The organism is Enterococcus sp. 7F3_DIV0205 (assembly GCF_002141365.2).
In the GTDB taxonomy this organism is placed as follows: Bacteria; Bacillota; Bacilli; order Lactobacillales; family Enterococcaceae; genus Enterococcus_L; species Enterococcus_L palustris.
Genome location: NZ_CP147244.1, coordinates 3625858 through 3643965 on the forward strand (window position 1 = coordinate 3625858; position 18108 = coordinate 3643965).

Consider the following 18108-nt stretch of genomic DNA (forward strand, 5'->3'; position numbering starts at 1 on the left):
TTTTTTTTAAAGCGAATGATATAAACCGAAAATATCAAATTTCTTATTCAGCGAAAAAATCCTCAAATGGAAGAGAGGAAACTCTTCAACATTTGAGGATCGATAAAACTATCTATTCAATGGCGAACTATTGCGGCACTGCTTTTTTTACAACACCTAAAATGAGGGCAGATACAACTGCACCGATTGCAATAAATGCCAAGTATAAAATGGGATGACTTAGTAAAAGTGCTACAAATATACCACCGTGAGGAGCCAATAAGCGAATGCCAAAGCCACCAACTAGGCCACCGGCTAATGCAGAACCAACAACGAAACTTGGAATAACACGTAATGGATCAGCTGCAGCAAATGGAATTGCTCCTTCGGTAACAAATGACAATCCCATCACTAGGTTCGTCAAACCAGCATCTTTTTGGTCTTGGGTAAATTTATTTTTAAAGATCAACGTTGCAATAAAAATAGCTAATGGCGGTACCATACCACCTGCCATAACAGAAGCCATGATAATGCTGCCACCTTCTGTTACTGTTGCGGCAATCGATGCTGTACCAAACACATAAGCGGCTTTATTGATTGGACCACCTAAGTCGATCGCCATCATTCCGCCAAGTAGAGCGCCTAAAAGTGCAGCGTTAGTTCCATCTAAACTTAGTAAGAAACTGTTTAATCCATCATTGATAACTTTCATTGGGATGTTAACTAAAAGCATTAACCCGCCAGTAATCAACAAACCAAAAACTGGATAAAATAGAATTGTTTTGATGCCATCAAGTGATTTAGGCAATCCTTTGAAAAGTTTTCTCAAGAAAATAATAACGTACCCAGCTAGGAAACCGCCGACTAAAGCACCCAAAAACCCAGCTCCGCCAGTATTAGCTAATGCACCAGCAGCAAATCCTACAATCAAACCTGGACGATCTGCGATACTTGAAGCAATAAATCCTGCTAGAACAGGCAGCATAAATCCGAATGCAGCACTACCGATTTGGTTGAACCAAGAAGCAGCTTCGTTATAATTACCAAGCATACCTAACTGATCTTGAGGAACACCAATAAATTGGTCGATCATAAATGAAAGGGCAATGGCGATCCCGCCTCCAATAACAAACGGAAGCATATGAGAGACACCGTTCATTAGGTCTTTATAAATTCTTGAACCAATAGAACCATCAGCAGAACTATCTTCTTCACTTGTGTCTGACTCAGAACTATGGAAAACGGGTGCTGACCCATTCGTTGCAAGTGTAATCAATTCTTCTGTTTTACGAATCCCATCACTAACTGGGCGGTTGACTAATTCTTTACCGTCAAACCGATTCATTTCTACTTTTTTATCAGCTGCAACAATCACGCCATCGGCACGAGCAATATCTTCTGCAGTTAGACGATTTTTGATACCTTCAGAACCATTTGTTTCGACCTTGATATCAATACCCATTTCTTTGGCTTTTTTCTTTAATGCATCTTCAGCCATATAAGTGTGAGCAATCCCTGTTGGACAGGCCGTGACGGCAACGATGAATTTACGACTTGTGTCTTGAGTGTTTTTAGTTGTTTCTTCTAGTTGCTCTTGTTTTTCTTCTGCTTCTTTTGCTTCTTCAGCAGTTTGAAATAAGTTTTGGACATCTTCGGGTGTTTTTGTTTCTTTTAACTTTGCTACAAAATCAGGGTCGATTAAGAGGCGGGATAAGGCAGCTAACGCTTGTAAATGAGTATCATTAGCCCCTTCTGGTGCTGCAATCATAAAGAATAAGTAAGTTGGTTGTCCATCTAACGCTTCGTAATCAACACCTTTGTTGCTTTTGGCGAATAGGACAGTAGCTTCTTTGACAGCACTATTTTTGGCATGAGGCATAGCGATTCCATCGCCAAGCCCAGTTGAAGTTTGTGCTTCACGTGCTAAAATACCATCTTTGTAAGTTTTGATGTCAGAAATTCTACCGCCATCATACATTTTTTCAACCATTTCATCGATTGCACCTTTTTTATCGGTTGCTTGCAAATCCATGATCATCACGTCTTTGACCAGTAAGTCTTTGATGTTCATTTTTTTTCCTCCTAATAGATAAGTAACGACGTTTCGCTACATAACGTTAATTGATCTTTTCAATTTCAACTTCGGAAATCAATTCATTGATTAGATTTCCAGAGGCCAAATCATCTGAAAAAGCAGTTGCGCTACCGCAAGCAACTCCCCATTTGAATGCCTCAACAGGATCATTATTTTTGGCAAATCTACCTACAAATCCAGCAATCATTGAGTCTCCTGCACCAACAGAATTTTTTAATGGTCTTTTCAGTACATTTGAACGATAGGTACCTTCTTTAGTGAAGAGCAAGGCACCATCACCCGCCATTGAGATGATCACATGTTGGGCACCGTCTTTTAACAAACGTTCCCCAAAGGGCAAGATATCTTCCATAGATTCAAATTTTACATCAAATAATTCAGCTAGTTCATGATTGTTTGGCTTGATGAGTAAGGGTTTATTAGGCAAAGCATTTAGTAAATCTTTGCCAGTTGTATCAATGACAAATTCCGCATCCTTGTCTTTGATGATTTGAATCAGTTCTTCATAAAAACCTTCTCGTAGTGTTGCTGGTGTACTGCCTGATAAAACAACAATGTCATTCGCTGAAATTGCACTTAAGGCTTGTTTCAATTCCTGCATTTCTTCATTGCTGATAGCAGGACCCAAACCATTGATCTCAGTTTCAGTTTCAGATTTTAACTTAATATTGATTCGTGTATCTTCACTGATGGTCGTAAATTTTGTTTCGATCTGTTCTGCTAGCAGCCAGTCAGAAATAAAATTTCCGGTAAAGCCCCCTAGAAATCCTAGTGCTGTTGATTCCGCCTCGATTCTTTTTAGAATTCTAGAAACATTGATTCCTTTACCTCCTGGTAATTTAAAGTCTTTGGTCATTCGGTTTAAATCGCCCAATTTAAGCCCGTCTACATGAACAATATAGTCAATTGAAGGGTTTAGTGTCACTGTGTAAATCATTGTATTGCCTCCTTGATCGTTGTTTTTTTCTGAAATTGTTCAAGTATGTCTGGTGAACAATGATTGATCAAAAGTGTTACATTTTCAAGATCCGTCACTTTTGTGAAGGTGACTTTATTTAGTTTGGTTTGGTCAATCAAAACATATGCCTCTTCTGCTTGCGCAATAGCCAAACGTTTTAATGCAGCTTCTTCAGGATCAGGTGTTGTCAAACCAAATTCAAGATGAGCGCCGTTCATTCCCATAAATACTTTATTGAAACGGAAGTGTCTGAGTTGCTCCATTCCAGTGGAACCAGTGATTGCTTTGGTAGACAGTTTTAGTGATCCGCCAAGAATAATGGTGTTAATACTCAAATCACCTAGTTTAGCGGCATGGTGAACGGAGTTTGTCACCACTGTGATAGATTTTCCTGCTAGAAACGGCAACATTTCTAAAGTGGTCGATCCAGCGTCTAGATAAATAACGTCGCCATCGTGAACCAATTGAGCAGCTAAGAATGCAATAGCTTGTTTTTCTTGCGTGTTTTTGACTGATTTTTCAGTCATATCTTGTTCAAAACCTAAATTTATAATTCGTTTTGCTCCGCCATGGATACGTTCTAATAAATCTGCATCTTCCAATTCTTGTAAATCTCTACGAATAGTAGATTCAGATGCATTTAGAAGGGTGGATAGTTCCTGTGATTTAACGACGGATTGTTGGTCTAATAAACGTAAAATAGCTTGGTGTCTTTCTTCTGTAAGCATTTTCAACCCTCTTTTCAATGATTATAATAGCACATTTAATTTATCGACGCAATCAAAAACGGTCATAAACGATCAAAAATATTTTAAAACGTTCATATGAAAGCAAGAAAATGGCGATTCGATTAGTTGACAAAGAGCTTTGTTCTTTGGCTTAATGAAGCTAGGATAAATCGGAGGGATACGTATGAATAATCGTACAATATTGCAAGGATTTGAATGGTACTTGCCAGCAGATGGTCAACATTGGAAACGTCTGACTGAGTTAGCTGAAGAATTACATAAAAAAGGAATCAACGGAGTTTGGCTTCCGCCCGCCTACAAAGGTGCAAATGGTCTAGAAGATGTGGGGTATGCACCTTATGATTTGTACGATTTAGGAGAGTTTGATCAAAAAGGAACGATCCCAACTAAATACGGCACTCTGGAAGAGTATTTAATTTGTATCAGGAAATTAAAAGAGAATGGGATGGAAGTATATGGAGATATTGTTTTTGATCATTTCATGGGAGCCGATGAGGAAGAGATCGTTTCTGCTATAAAATATCGACCAGATAATCGGAATGAAGCGCTTAGTGGTGAAGAAGAAATTTCTGCTTGGACAAAATTCACTTTCCCTGGTAGACATCAAAAGTATAATGATTATATTTGGACTTGGAAAAATTTCTCAGGTGTTGATTTTGATGATCGAAGGAAAGATCATGGGATTTTTAACTTTGAAGGTAAAAGTTGGGATGAAGAAGTTGATAATGAAAATGGCAATTATGATTATTTGATGGGATGTAATCTGGATATGGAATATCCTGAAACTGTAGACCAGCTAAATAAATGGGGGCAGTGGTATCAAGCATTGACGGGTATGGACGGGTATCGTTTAGATGCTGTGAAACACATTCAATTCAATTATTTTGTAGAGTGGCTATTAAATAGAAGAAAAGAAAAAGGAAAAGATTTGTTTGTAGTGGGTGAATATTGGAATGGTGAACTTGAGAAATTGACGAATTACATCGACAGCTCGGGAACGCTGATTTCATTATTTGATGTTCCCTTACATTATCATTTTTATGAAGCCGCAAATTCTGATGGCCGCTATGACATGCGTTATATCTTTGAAGGAACATTAGCAAAAGAACGATCAGAATGGGCAGTGACTTTCGTTGACAATCATGATACACAGAAAGGGCAAAGCTTGGAATCTTGGGTGGATGGTTGGTTTAAAGTTCATGCGTATGCGTTGATTTTATTGAGAAAAGCTGGAACTCCAGTTGTTTTTTGGGGAGATCTATTTGGTATCCCATCCCAAGACGTGAATGCAGTGGGAAAAGATTTAGAATTATTATTAAAAATCCGAGAACGTTTAGCTTATGGAAGTGAAATGGATTATTTTGATGATCCGAATGTAATTGGCTGGATCAGAACAGGAACTTTTGATCGAGAAAAATCCGGGTATGCTGTGGTAATGACTAACGCTCAAGCGGGCGAAAAAACAATGACGATCAGTGCTATTCATGCAGGAAAAGTATTTGTTGATATTTTAGGAAATAACGATGCAAAGGTAACGTTGGATGAAACAGGTGCTGGGACATTTCCAGTAAACGGAGGAGAAATTTCTGTTTACGTAAATGAAGAAATTGTGGCAAGATTGAGTAGTGGGATTGAAGGTATGGTTTTGAGGGATGAATGATTAAAGTGAAGTAGTGATTATTTTCAGTGAGTCATGTGTAGAAATAAAGCGTGACTTCTGTTGGAAGAATAATTATACTAAATGTATAAGCAATAATTAGACTATAAACTTGGTGCGGACCCTAAGTGAACATGAAATCACTAGGGGATCCGCACCAGATTTTAGGTGGGTATTGAGAGGAATTAGCGTCTTTCTCATTAAATTCACATTTCAGATGGTCTTTGTTAGTGGAAAAAATCTGGAAATGTTCGTTTTTTGTTTCTTTTTCACAGTCTCACTCTTTATGAGTGAGTGGATTGAAATGTTCAGCTATTGCTACACCAGACAATGCAGCGGGTCTCACTCTTTATGAGTGAGTGGATTGAAATATTACGGATGGAAGCTGACAAAGTGGGGAGAGACCTGTCTCACTCTTTATGAGTGAGTGGATTGAAATTAAAGAAATGCTCATTGATACTTTGATAAAGACTGTCTCACTCTTTATGAGTGAGTGGATTGAAATTTGCGGTGTTTCCCAATCTTGTTTGTTGCTTGTAAAGTCTCACTCTTCACGTAGTGAGCTTTTTTATTTCCCCTCCAAAATCTTTTGAAAATAAACAAAAAAATTCAAGGTGATTAAAATCATAAAAAAATTTTGTATGTTATTGCTCAAGGTTTGTTCAATCTGTTCAGCTTTTGTGTTTTTTTTGGTATACTATATAAGATTGAAAAAAGAGAGAGGACGTTGATGATGGCACAAGAAAACGCCTTGATCCAAGGTATGAATCCGAGACAAAAAGAAGCCGTTCTACATACAGAAGGGCCTTTATTAGTTATGGCGGGTGCAGGCAGCGGGAAGACAAGAGTTTTAACTCACCGTATTGCCTATTTAATTGAAGAAAAAGATGTTAATCCATGGAATATTTTAGCAATCACATTTACCAATAAAGCCGCAAAAGAAATGAGAGAGCGGGTTGGAAAATTATTAGAAGTTGGCGGAAACGATGTTTGGGTCTCCACATTTCACTCAATGTGTGTGCGGATCTTACGTCGGGATGTTGATCATATCGGTTACAATCGCAATTTTACGATCATTGATACTTCTGAACAGCGGACATTAATGAAACGAATCTTAAATGAGCTGAATATTGATATGAAAAAATATGATCCTCGCTCGATTCTAGGTACGATCAGTAATGCTAAAAATGAGTTGCAAACTCCTGAAAAAGTGGAGGAATTGCAAGGAACACCTTATGAGCAAGTTGTCGCAAAATGTTATAAGCTGTATCAAAAAGAATTAAGAAACAATCAATGCATGGACTTCGATGATTTAATCATGAATACGATTCGTTTATTCAATGAACATCCTGACTCATTGACGTATTATCAAAATAAATTTCATTATATCCATGTAGACGAGTATCAAGATACCAACCATGCTCAGTATACGTTAGTTAATATGCTGGCGGCACGTTTTAAAAACCTATGTGTCGTAGGAGATGCTGACCAAAGTATTTACGGTTGGCGTGGTGCAGATATGCAGAATATCTTAGATTTTGAAAAAGATTATCCAGATGCTTCTGTTATCATGTTGGAACAAAATTACCGCTCAACCAAAAAAATTCTGGATGCAGCGAATAATGTTATCAAAAACAACCGTAATCGTCGTGATAAACAATTATGGACAGAAAATAACGACGGAGAAAAAATCGTTTACTATCGTGGCGATAATGAACGGGATGAAACGCAGTTTATCGTGGGACAAATCCAAAAAGAAATGCGCGAAAAAGACCGTATTTATGGAGATTTTGCAGTTTTGTATCGTACGAATGCCCAGTCACGTGTAATGGAAGAAATGTTGTTGAAATCAAATATTCCTTATACCATGGTCGGCGGACATAAATTCTACGATCGTAAAGAAATCAAAGATATTTTAGGCTATTTAAATATCATCTCTAATCCAATGGATTCACTTAGTTTTGAACGAGTAGTCAATGAACCAAAACGTGGAATTGGTAAAAGCTCTGTTGAGAAATTAAGAAGTTTCTCTCAGATGCATGGCTGGTCATTACTGGAGGCTTCACAAAATGTGGATCTAGCAAATATCTCAGGAAAAGCCGGTAAAGAATTAGGTAGCTTTGGTATGATGATTCAAGATTTAACCCAGATGATTCCATATTTAACAATTACGGAGTTAGTTAAGGAAGTTTTAGAACGCAGTGGTTATCGTGAAGAACTAGTCAGACAAAATAACTTAGAATCTCAAGCTCGCCTAGAGAACTTGGATGAATTTTTAACCGTTACCCAAGAATTCGATAAACGTTATGAACGTCAAGATGTTGAAGAAGCAGATGCGCCAGATGAAAAATTAGCTGTATTCTTAAATGATTTAGCGCTCGTTTCAGACTTAGATAATTTAGAAGAAAGCACTTCGCAAGTGACGTTGATGACGTTACACGCAGCCAAAGGACTTGAATTTCCTGTAGTGTTCTTGATTGGATTAGAAGAGGGCGTTTTCCCACTATCTCGCGCAATGTTAGAAGAAAGCGAGCTAGAAGAAGAGCGTCGTCTGGCGTATGTAGGGATCACTCGTGCTGAAGAAGTATTGTATATATCCAACGCTTTCTCCAGAACACTATATGGGAAAACACAATACAATCGTCCAAGCCGATTCTTAGACGAAATCGATGAAGAGTTATTAGATTTACAAGGTTCGATCGCTTCACCTAAAGTACCAGCAAGAACGTTTGAACCAAAAGTATTTAAACCAGCTTATGCACAACCAACGAAGCAGCCTGTAACAGATAAAGTCGCAAGCGGTGGAGAATCAATGGCTTGGCAAGCTGGTGATAAAGTCAGACATAAAGCGTGGGGAACAGGCACAGTCGTTCGAGTTGGCGGTACCGCTAAAGACTTAGAACTAGACGTCGCTTTTCCAGAAAAAGGCATTAAGCGCTTATTAGCAGCATTTGCTCCGATTGAAAAAATATAAGTGTGTTAAAAAAGGACTAAATCCTATTTTTAATGAGGCTAAACGAGCCTACTAAGCTTTTACTATTAGGAGGGATCATTCATGGCACAAGCACCGTTAACATTAGCCGAAGCAACAGACAAAGCAAAAGAACTACGAGCTCAGTTGAATCAGTATTCTCATGAATATTACGTTGCCGATAAACCGACCGTAGAAGACTATGTGTATGATCGCTTATATAAAGAATTATCAGACATAGAAACCGAATATCCGGATGTGATTACTTCTGATTCACCAACCCAGCGTGTTGGTGGAAAGATTTTACAAGGCTTTGAAAAAGTCACACATGAAGTGCAGATGTACAGCTTGAATGACGGTTTCAGTAAAGAAGATATTTATGATTTTGATGAACGTGTTCAAAAATTAGCGGGAAAACCTGTCAGTTATTGTTGCGAGCTAAAAATCGATGGTCTAGCAATTTCATTAAGATATGAAAATGGCAAATTTGTTCAAGGTGCGACACGCGGTGATGGCACAGTCGGTGAAAATATCACTGAGAATCTGAAGACAGTGAAATCAATTCCTTTAGAATTGAAAAAACCAATTTCAGTTGAAGTTCGTGGCGAATGTTATATGCCAAAGCAATCATTCGTCAATTTGAATAAAGAACGAGAAGAAGCAGGACAAGATGTCTTTGCGAATCCAAGAAATGCGGCGGCTGGAAGTTTACGTCAGTTAGATACAAGTATGGTTGCCAAACGAAATCTCAGCACCTTTTTATATACAGTCGCTGATTTTGGTCCAATGACGGCACAAACTCAGTACGATGCGCTAAATGAATTATCAGACATCGGTTTTAGAACCAATCCTGAGAAAAAACTATGTCAAAATATCGATGAAGTTTGGGCTTATATAGAAGAGTATCATGAAAAACGCTCAGAATTACCTTATGAAATTGATGGAATCGTAATTAAAACTAATGAATTCACGATCCAAGATGAATTAGGTTTTACTGTTAAAGCACCGCGTTGGGCGATTGCTTATAAATTTCCGCCAGAAGAAGCACAAACGATCGTCGAAGAAATCGAATGGACGATTGGACGTACGGGTGTCGTAACACCAACTGCTGTGATGCAGCCTGTTCGTGTGGCTGGTACAACTGTTAGTCGCGCAAGTTTGCATAATGCAGATTTCATTGCGATGAAAGATATTCGGTTGAATGATACAGTGATTATCTATAAAGCTGGGGATATCATTCCAGAAGTGGCTCAAGTCTTGACGGAAAAACGTGATGAAAACAGCCGACCATATGAAATTCCAACCCATTGTCCAGTATGTAATAGTGAATTAGTTCATCTAGATGAAGAAGTTGCTTTGCGTTGTATCAATCCAAAATGTCCTGCGCAAATCAAAGAAGGACTGAATCATTTTGTCTCTCGAAATGCGATGAACATCGATGGCTTAGGCCCACGTGTTTTAGAGCAGATGTATGATAAAGAACTAGTCGCTGATGTAGCTGATCTCTACTTTTTAACTGAAGAGCAGTTGATGACTTTGGAAAAAATCAAAGAAAAATCAGCAAATAATATTTATCAAGCGATTGCTGCAAGTCGGGATAATTCCGTTGAACGCTTGATTTTCGGTTTAGGGATTCGCCATGTTGGTTCTAAGGCAGCCAAAGTTTTAGCAGAACACTTTGGTGATCTTCGAACGATCAGTAAAGCAACGAAAGAAGAAGTTGTGGCGTTAGATTCAATGGGTGAGATCATTGCAGATAGTTTAGTGACTTATTTTGAAAATGAAGAAGTACACGAATTGATGGATGAATTGACCAAGGCTGGCGTTAATTTTGAATATAAAGGGATCCGAACGGCACAATTGGAAGCTGTGGAATCGCCTTTCAAAGATAAAACAGTCGTTTTAACAGGAAAGCTTACACATTACAACCGAGAAGAAGCAAAAGAAAAAATCGAAAATTTAGGCGGCAAAGTAACGGGCAGTGTTTCGAAGAAAACAGATATTGTTGTTGCAGGTGAAGATGCTGGTAGTAAATTGACGAAAGCCCAAGAGCTTGGTATCGAAGTGTGGGATGAACAGCAAATGGTGACCGCTTTAGATAATAGCTATACAAAAGAAGCAAATGAATAGCTTAAAGTGAAACAAATCGAATTTTCTGCGTTATTTTTACATTTTCAGACTATTTTCTTCCATCTCTTCCAAAAATTCTTAGAATTTTATGATAGAATAAGAAAAAAGCTGTTTTTTAACGCAAAGTGTCGTTTAACAGTATAAAAATGAACTAGTGAACTCTTGAGTGAGTTTTTCTAAAGGAAAGAAGGGTATCCATGGCAATTAGTGAAGAAAAAGCAAAACATGTAGCCAAGTTGTCAAAACTGTCTTTTTCTAATGAGGAGTTAAAAGACTTTACAGATCAATTAGGCAAAATCATCGACATGGTAGAATTATTAGAAGAAGTCGATACAGAGGGCGTTCCATTCACCTCTAATGTTGCACAATCCATCAATGTGATGCGAGAAGACGTTGTAACACCAGGTATGGATCGCGATGAATTAATGAAAAACGTACCAGAATCAGAGAATGGCTACATTAAAGTGCCAGCGATTATCGACAATGGGGAGGCTGGTGCATAATGGAAAAATTATACGATAAGTCACTAACAGAGCTGCATGATTTACTTGTCTCTAAAGAAATCACGGCAACTGATTTAACGCAAGCAACATTGAAGCGCATCAATGAAACGGAAAAAGATGTAGATTCATTTATTACGATCAGTGATGAAAAAGCCTTAGAATTAGCGAAAGCAATCGATCTTAAAGGTATTACTGAATCAAATCCATTAGCTGGCATTCCGATTGGGATCAAAGATAATATCGTAACGAAAGATATTTTAACAACTGCTGCATCAAAAATGTTACACAATTTCAATCCTATTTATGACGCAACTGTTATGGATAAAGTCTATCAAGCAGATATGATTCCAGTTGGAAAGTTGAACATGGATGAATTTGCGATGGGCGGAAGTACAGAAACATCCTACTTTAAGAAAACAAAAAATGCATGGGATCATACTAAGGTTCCTGGAGGTTCTTCTGGTGGTTCTGCCGCAGCTGTAGCAGCAGGTCAAGTACCTGTTTCTTTAGGAACTGATACAGGTGGTAGTATTCGTCAACCTGCATCATTTAACGGAATCGTTGGTATGAAACCAACATACGGGCGTGTATCTCGTTTTGGATTGATCGCATTTTCATCTAGTTTAGATCAAATCGGTCCATTGACAAGAAATGTTAAAGACAACGCATTGGCGCTAAATGCAATCAGTGGCTTTGATGAAAAAGACGGCACTTCGGCTGGAACATCTGTCCCTGATTTTACTGCTGGTTTAACAGGCGATATCAAAGGCATGAAAGTGGCTTTACCTAAAGAATATTTAGGTGAAGGTGTTGATGCTGGTGTTAAAGCAGCTGTTCTTAAAGCGGCGGAAACATTTAAAGCTTTAGGAGCAACAGTAGAAGAAGTTAGCTTGCCTCATTCTAAATACGGCGTAGCTGTTTATTATATTATCGCTTCATCAGAAGCAAGCTCAAACCTACAACGTTTTGACGGTATTCGTTATGGCTATCGTTCTGAAAACGTGAAAAACCTTGAAGATGTATATGTAAATTCACGTTCTGAAGGATTTGGTATAGAAGTAAAACGTCGTATTATGCTGGGTACATTCTCTTTAAGTGCTGGACATTATGATGCTCACTTCAAAAAAGCAGGACAAGTTAGAACCTTGATCAAACAAGACTTTGATAATGTTTTTGCCAATTACGATATCATCATTGGCCCTGCTTCACCAACTGTTGCATTTGGCTTAGGTGAAAACATCAATGATCCAATCACAATGTACATGAACGATTTATTAACGATTCCAGTTAACTTAGCTGGATTACCTGGTATGTCAGTACCAGCAGGGTTTTCAGAAGGCTTGCCAGTTGGCTTGCAAATCATCGGTAAACCTTTCGATGAAAGTACGATGTATAAAGCGGCCTTTGCATTTGAGCAAGCAACTGATTTCCATACGAAAAAACCTGTGATCTTAGGGGGGAATGACTAATGAATTTTGAAACTGTCATTGGACTTGAGGTCCACGTAGAATTAAAAACAAATTCTAAAATCTTTTCACCTGCACCGGCTCATTTTGGTGCGGAACCAAATAGCAATACAAATGTGATCGACTGGGGTTATCCAGGCGTATTACCTGTAATGAATAAACAAGCACTTGAATTTGGAATGAAAGCAGCGCTTGCGTTAAATTGTGAAATCTCAAAAGATACGCATTTTGACCGTAAAAACTATTTCTATCCGGATAATCCCAAGGCTTACCAAATTTCTCAATTCGATCAACCAATCGGTCACGATGGTTGGATCGATATCGAAGTCGAAGGTAAAACAAAACGTATCCGTATCGAACGTGTGCATTTAGAAGAAGATGCTGGGAAAAATATCCATGGTGATGGCGGTTATTCTTATGTTGATTTAAATCGTCAAGGGACACCGTTGATCGAAATCGTTTCAGAAGCGGATATGCGTTCACCAGAAGAAGCCTATGCTTATTTAGAAGCAATCCGTTCAATCATCCTATTTACAGGCGTTTCAGATGTAAAAATGGAAGAAGGCTCAATGCGTTGTGATGCCAACATTTCTTTACGTCCGTATGGTCAAGAAGAATTCGGAACAAAAGCAGAGCTTAAAAACTTGAACTCAATGAGTTTTGTTAAAAAAGGTCTTGCATTTGAAGAAAAACGTCAAGCGAAAGTGTTATTATCTGGTGGAGAAATCCAACAAGAAACACGCCGTTTTGATGAAACAACCAACAAAACATTGTTGATGCGTGTTAAAGAAGGTTCAAGCGACTACCGTTACTTCCCAGAACCTGATGTGCCTCGTTTTGCAATCGATGATGAGTGGATCGAGCGTGTTCGTCACAGTTTACCTGAAATGCCGGCTTCTCGTCGTGCTCGCTACATCAAAGAACTAGGCTTACCAGAATACGATGCAATGGTTTTAACGTTAACAAAAGAAATGTCTGATTTCTTTGAAGCTGCATTAAATGAAGGCGCAGATGCCAAACAAGTATCTAACTGGTTGATGGGTGAAGTTTCGGCTTACTTGAATAGTGAGAAAATCGAGTTACCAGATACAAAATTAACACCTAAAAACTTAGCAGGTATGATCACATTAATCGAAGACGGTACAATCAGTTCTAAAATCGCTAAAAAAGTTTTTAAAGAATTAATTGAAAATGGTGGAGATGCCAAAGAAGTTGTTGAAGCAAAAGGTTTAGTTCAACTATCAGATCCATCACAATTACTACCAATCATCAATGAAGTGTTGGATAATAACCAACAATCTGTAGATGACTTTAAAAACGGAAAAGACCGTGCTGTTGGCTTTTTAGTAGGTCAAATCATGAAAGCAACGAAAGGCCAAGCCAACCCAGGTGTTGTAAATAAACTGTTACAAGAAGAATTGGCAAAACGCTAGAAAGCAGCAGATGATTATGAAAAAAGCAAGAGTGATTTATAATCCAACCTCAGGTAAAGAGCTAGTCAAAAAAAATCTAGCTGATATTCTTTCCATAGTGGAAGAATGTGGATATGAAACGAGTGCTTTTGCTACAACTCCAGAAGAAAATTCCGCGAAAAATGAAGCGCGCCGTGTTGCAGAATTAGGTTTTGACTTAATTGTTGCAGCAGGTGGCGACGGAACGATCAATGAAGTCGTAAATGGTATTGCTCCTTTAGATAAACGACCGTCTATGGCGATTATTCCTGCTGGAACAACCAATGATTATGCAAGAGCCTTAAAAATTCCTAGAGATAATATCGTTAAAGCAGCAGAAGTCATCAAAAAAAATCAAACAGTCAAAATGGACATTGGTAAAGCAAAAGATAGTTATTTCATCAATATTGCAGCTGGTGGTCATTTAACTGAACTGACCTATGAAGTTCCTTCAGAATTAAAGAGCATCTTTGGTTATCTCGCTTATTTAGCAAAAGGAGCAGAAATGCTGCCAAGAGTGAAACCAATCAAAATGCGAATGGAATATGATGAAGGTGTTTACGAAGGTAATGCTTCGATGTTTTTCTTAGGATTGACTAATTCTGTGGGTGGTTTTGAAAAGATTGCACCTGATGCAAAGCTAGATGATGGCAAGTTTTCTCTAATAATTGTGAAAACAGCCAATGTTTTTGAGATTTTACATTTAGCAGCATTAATGCTCAATGGTGGTAAACATATAGAAGATAATCGTTTGATCTATACAAAAACCAGTCATTTACACGCTGAAACACTTGAACCAAATAGCCGTATGATGATCAACTTGGATGGTGAGTATGGTGGTGATGCACCGATGGAATTCACAAATTTGCACCAGCATATTGAAATGTTTGCCAATGCAGATGCGATTCCATCTAATGCGATCATGGGATCGGTTTTGGATGATTATGATGGTGAATCAGATGATGAAGATGAATATCTTGAAACAAGTAAAGAGTTTGTAAAAGAAGTTGAACGTTTAACTGATGAAGACATTGATAATAATGGGAAAATTGGTTGATTGTTCAAAACAACAAAAAGTACCTAAGACATGTTTGTCTTAGGTACTTTTTTTTTTCCTTCTAGATGAATGGAAGAATGAAAAAACAATCTATATACAATATATAGATTCTGAAAATTAAAAAACACAATATCTTGTATAAAAAAAGTCTCATAATCAATAATTGAGAAGAGTTCTCATTGACTTATGATTGAATCAAAGGTAAATTAGATAAGTCGTCATCTCTGCAGAAAATGATAAATATGGTAAGTGAAAGGTTTGTTTGATATGGGGTCAAATTTTGTTATAAATGATTTTAAAGGTTGGCAAAGAAAGAATTATCTTTTTTTATTTATGATGATTTTTGTACAATTATTTGCTTTTGTTTGTAATCCATCTAGTTGGATTACATTAGTGGGCGGTTTATCAGGTATTATCTGTGTTAACTTAATTGCCCAAGGAAAGGCTAGCAATTATATATTCGGATTTATAAGCGCAATAATCATAGGATATTTTGGGTTTAAAACACGTGTCTACGCTGAGGTTCTCCTTCAAAGCTTCTATATTGTAATGGATATTACAGGTCTATATACTTGGCTAAAAGTTAGTACGGATGGATCTGGAAATGTAACAGAGGTAAAAATACTGAAAGGTATTCAATGGCTATATGCAGGACTAGTTTGGTTTGGGATTGGTGTTGTTGCTTATTTTATTTTGGGATTTGTTAATGATGCTCAACAAATGCTTGATGCCGTAACGTTTAGTGTATCGGCAACAGCCATGTTGTTGATGATCAAAAGATATCAGTCACAATTTGTTTTTTGGTTATTAGGAAATTTATTTTCTATAGTATTGTGGTTTAGAGCAGGAACGCATGCTGGTGGTGATTATGCGTTGTTCGTCATGTATTGTCTGTATACAGTCAATTCTATTTACGGTATGATCCATTGGTTAAAAATAAAAAAAAATAATCATTAATAGGTAGGGAGTTCGATGGCAGTGATCGTTTTAGCAGGAACAATTGGAGCAGGAAAATCAAGTTTAACAGAAATTATTTCAGAGCACTTAGGATCAGATGCATTTTATGAATCAGTTGATGACAATGAAGTCTTGCCTTTATTTTATGCAGATCCAAAAAAATATGCCTTTTTATTACAAATTTACTTTTTGAACAAACGATTTGATAGTATTAAGCAAGCACTTTCTCATGAAAATAATGTATTAGATCGCTCAATATATGAAGATTCGTTATTATTTCATTTAAATGCGGATTTAGGCAGAGCGAATGAGACAGAAGTAAAAGTGTACGATTCTTTATTAGAAAATATGCTGGAAGAATTACCTTATGCAGCGAATAAAAAACGTCCAGATTTACTAGTACACATTAAAATATCTTTTCCTAAAATGTTAGAGCGCATTCAAAGACGAGGACGTCCTTATGAGCAAGTGGAACAAGACCCAGCATTGTACGATTATTATAAAGAATTGAATCGTCGTTATGAAAAATGGTTTGAAGAATACAACGAAAGTCCCAAAATTCAAATCGATGGTGACAAGTATGATTTTATTGAAAATGAAGAAGCAAAAAAACAAGTGATCCAGTTGATTGAAAATAAACTAGCGGAAATTGATTAAATAGAAAGATTAATTTTTACTTCTTTTAGCCTAGAAACAATCTCTCTATTGCTTTTCTAGCATTTTTTCATTAGAATGAGAGAAGTGCATTAAAGAAGGAGCGACTTATGAATAATTTTCCCGTGAACAAAAATGAAACAATCGAAGTTGATATTATTGATCTGACACATGAAGGAATGGGTGTTGCCAAAGTTGATGGCTACCCGCTTTTTATAGAAAATGCTTTACCAGGTGAAAAAATGGAAATCAAAGTACTGAAAGTCGGTAAAAGTTTTGGTTATGGAAAAGTTGTAACGATTCTAAAATCAAGCGAAGACCGTGTACCAGTCAAAGATGCCAATTTTACTAAAGTTGGAATCAGTCCATTACAGCATTTAGCGTATGGTGCTCAATTGACGTTTAAAACCGACCAAGTAAAAAATGTAATGCAACGTGTTGCAAAATTGCCAGATGTTCCTGTTTTAGATACATTAGGTATGAACAATCCATGGGGATACCGCAATAAAGCTCAAATTCCAGTGAGAAAAATCGATAACAAATTACAAACTGGTTTTTTCAGAAAAAATAGCCATGATCTAATTCCATTAGAACATTTCTATATTCAAGATCCAAAAATCGATGAAGCAGTTATCATAATCCGTGATATCATGAGACGTTACAGTATCAAACCTTACAATGAATCAGATAACACTGGAAACTTACGTCATATTGTTGTTCGTCGTGGTTACCATACTGGTGAAATGATGATTGTTCTAATTACGAGAACACCAAAATTATTCCCGACAAGTAAAATCATTCCTGATATTTTAGAAGCATTGCCGGAAGTTGTCAGCATTGTTCAAAATGTCAATTCGAAAAAGACGAATGTGATCTTTGGAGATGAAACGATTCTTTTACATGGTGAAGACAAAATGATCGATACGATTTTTGATTTGAAATTTGAAATCTCGTCACGTTCATTCTATCAAGTAAATCCACAACAAACAGAAGTAATGTACAATAAAGTTAAAGAATATGCAGCGTTAACTGGTGAAGAAATCGTTGTAGATGCTTATTGTGGAATCGGTACGATTGGCTTAACCCTTGCTAAAGATGCTAAGCATGTCTATGGTGTAGAAGTTATTGAAGAAGCAGTCAAGAATGCTGAGAGCAATGCGAAGTTGAACAATATTACGAATGCAACCTTTACCGCAGGTTTAGCTGAAGAAACATTGCCAAGAATGATCGAAAATGACATCAAACCAGATGTTGTGATTGTTGATCCACCGCGTAAAGGATTAGAAGCAAGTTTAGTAGAGACCTTGATCGAAACGAAACCAAATCGTATTGTGTATGTAAGTTGTAATCCGGCAACATTAGCACGTGATCTTGCATTACTTGTTGAAGGTGGCTTTGAGGTCAAAGAAGTTCAACCAGTGGATAACTTCCCGCAAACAACTCATATCGAGTCAGTTACTTTGCTAACAAGGACGGTGTAA

General features: G+C 37.3%; 13 protein-coding genes. 10 read left to right on the plus strand and 3 right to left on the minus strand.

Annotation, left to right across the window (positions count from 1 at the left end; genetic code table 11):
* Window positions 1-127 precede the first annotated feature (127 nt).
* From A5821_RS16915 to A5821_RS16925, 3 genes are read right to left on the minus strand one after another with little or no spacing between them, the layout of a single operon-like run.
* Window positions 128-2050, minus strand: coding sequence for a PTS fructose transporter subunit IIABC (locus tag A5821_RS16915; protein ID WP_086312122.1), 1923 nt, complete (start codon window positions 2048-2050; stop codon window positions 128-130).
* Between the two features lie 46 nt (window positions 2051-2096).
* Window positions 2097-3011: a 1-phosphofructokinase gene (pfkB, locus tag A5821_RS16920; protein ID WP_086312123.1), complete on the minus strand. Its 915-nt coding sequence runs from the start codon at window positions 3009-3011 to the stop codon at window positions 2097-2099.
* Window positions 3008-3760, minus strand: coding sequence for a DeoR/GlpR family DNA-binding transcription regulator (locus A5821_RS16925; protein WP_086312124.1), 753 nt, complete (start codon window positions 3758-3760; stop codon window positions 3008-3010). The genes pfkB and A5821_RS16925 overlap by 4 nt, the downstream gene beginning before the upstream one ends.
* Window positions 3761-3944: 184 nt before the next feature.
* Here A5821_RS16925 and A5821_RS16930 point away from each other — a divergent pair, with 184 nt between their 5' ends.
* The 10 genes from A5821_RS16930 to rlmD all read left to right on the plus strand — a co-directional run bounded on the left by A5821_RS16930 (window position 3945) and on the right by rlmD (window position 18108).
* Window positions 3945-5441 carry an alpha-amylase gene (locus tag A5821_RS16930; RefSeq protein WP_086312125.1) on the plus strand — a complete coding sequence of 499 codons (1497 nt, stop codon included), beginning with the start codon at window positions 3945-3947 and terminating at the stop codon, window positions 5439-5441.
* Window positions 5442-6171: 730 nt separating this feature from the next.
* Window positions 6172-8412 (plus strand): DNA helicase PcrA, encoded by a 2241-nt coding sequence (gene pcrA, locus A5821_RS16935; RefSeq protein ID WP_086314268.1) that lies wholly within the window; start codon window positions 6172-6174, stop codon window positions 8410-8412.
* A gap of 81 nt (window positions 8413-8493) precedes the next feature.
* Entirely contained in the window at window positions 8494-10539 is a 2046-nt protein-coding gene (gene ligA, locus A5821_RS16940; RefSeq protein WP_086312126.1) for an NAD-dependent DNA ligase LigA, read from the plus strand.
* A gap of 197 nt (window positions 10540-10736) precedes the next feature.
* Window positions 10737-11042 (plus strand): Asp-tRNA(Asn)/Glu-tRNA(Gln) amidotransferase subunit GatC, encoded by a 306-nt coding sequence (gene gatC / locus A5821_RS16945; RefSeq protein ID WP_086312127.1) that lies wholly within the window; start codon window positions 10737-10739, stop codon window positions 11040-11042.
* Window positions 11042-12511 (plus strand): Asp-tRNA(Asn)/Glu-tRNA(Gln) amidotransferase subunit GatA, encoded by a 1470-nt coding sequence (gene gatA / locus A5821_RS16950; RefSeq protein WP_086312128.1) that lies wholly within the window; start codon window positions 11042-11044, stop codon window positions 12509-12511. The genes gatC and gatA overlap by 1 nt, the downstream gene beginning before the upstream one ends.
* Window positions 12511-13941, plus strand: a complete 1431-nt coding sequence (gatB, locus tag A5821_RS16955) for an Asp-tRNA(Asn)/Glu-tRNA(Gln) amidotransferase subunit GatB (RefSeq protein ID WP_086312129.1) — start codon at window positions 12511-12513, stop codon at window positions 13939-13941. Before gatA ends, gatB begins: the two co-directional genes overlap by 1 nt.
* A 16-nt stretch (window positions 13942-13957) precedes the next feature.
* Window positions 13958-15016 (plus strand): diacylglycerol kinase, encoded by a 1059-nt coding sequence (locus A5821_RS16960; RefSeq protein ID WP_086314269.1) that lies wholly within the window; start codon window positions 13958-13960, stop codon window positions 15014-15016.
* A 267-nt stretch (window positions 15017-15283) separates the two neighbouring features.
* The gene (pnuC, locus tag A5821_RS16965) at window positions 15284-15973 is read left to right on the plus strand and encodes a nicotinamide riboside transporter PnuC (protein ID WP_170922911.1); all 690 of its coding nucleotides are present in this window, start codon (window positions 15284-15286) and stop codon (window positions 15971-15973) included.
* 15 nt (window positions 15974-15988) lie between these two features.
* Window positions 15989-16630, plus strand: a complete 642-nt coding sequence (locus A5821_RS16970; protein WP_086312130.1) for a deoxynucleoside kinase — start codon at window positions 15989-15991, stop codon at window positions 16628-16630.
* A gap of 107 nt (window positions 16631-16737) precedes the next feature.
* A complete protein-coding gene (gene rlmD, locus A5821_RS16975) occupies window positions 16738-18108 on the plus strand; it encodes a 23S rRNA (uracil(1939)-C(5))-methyltransferase RlmD (RefSeq protein WP_086312131.1) in 1371 nt (456 codons plus the stop codon).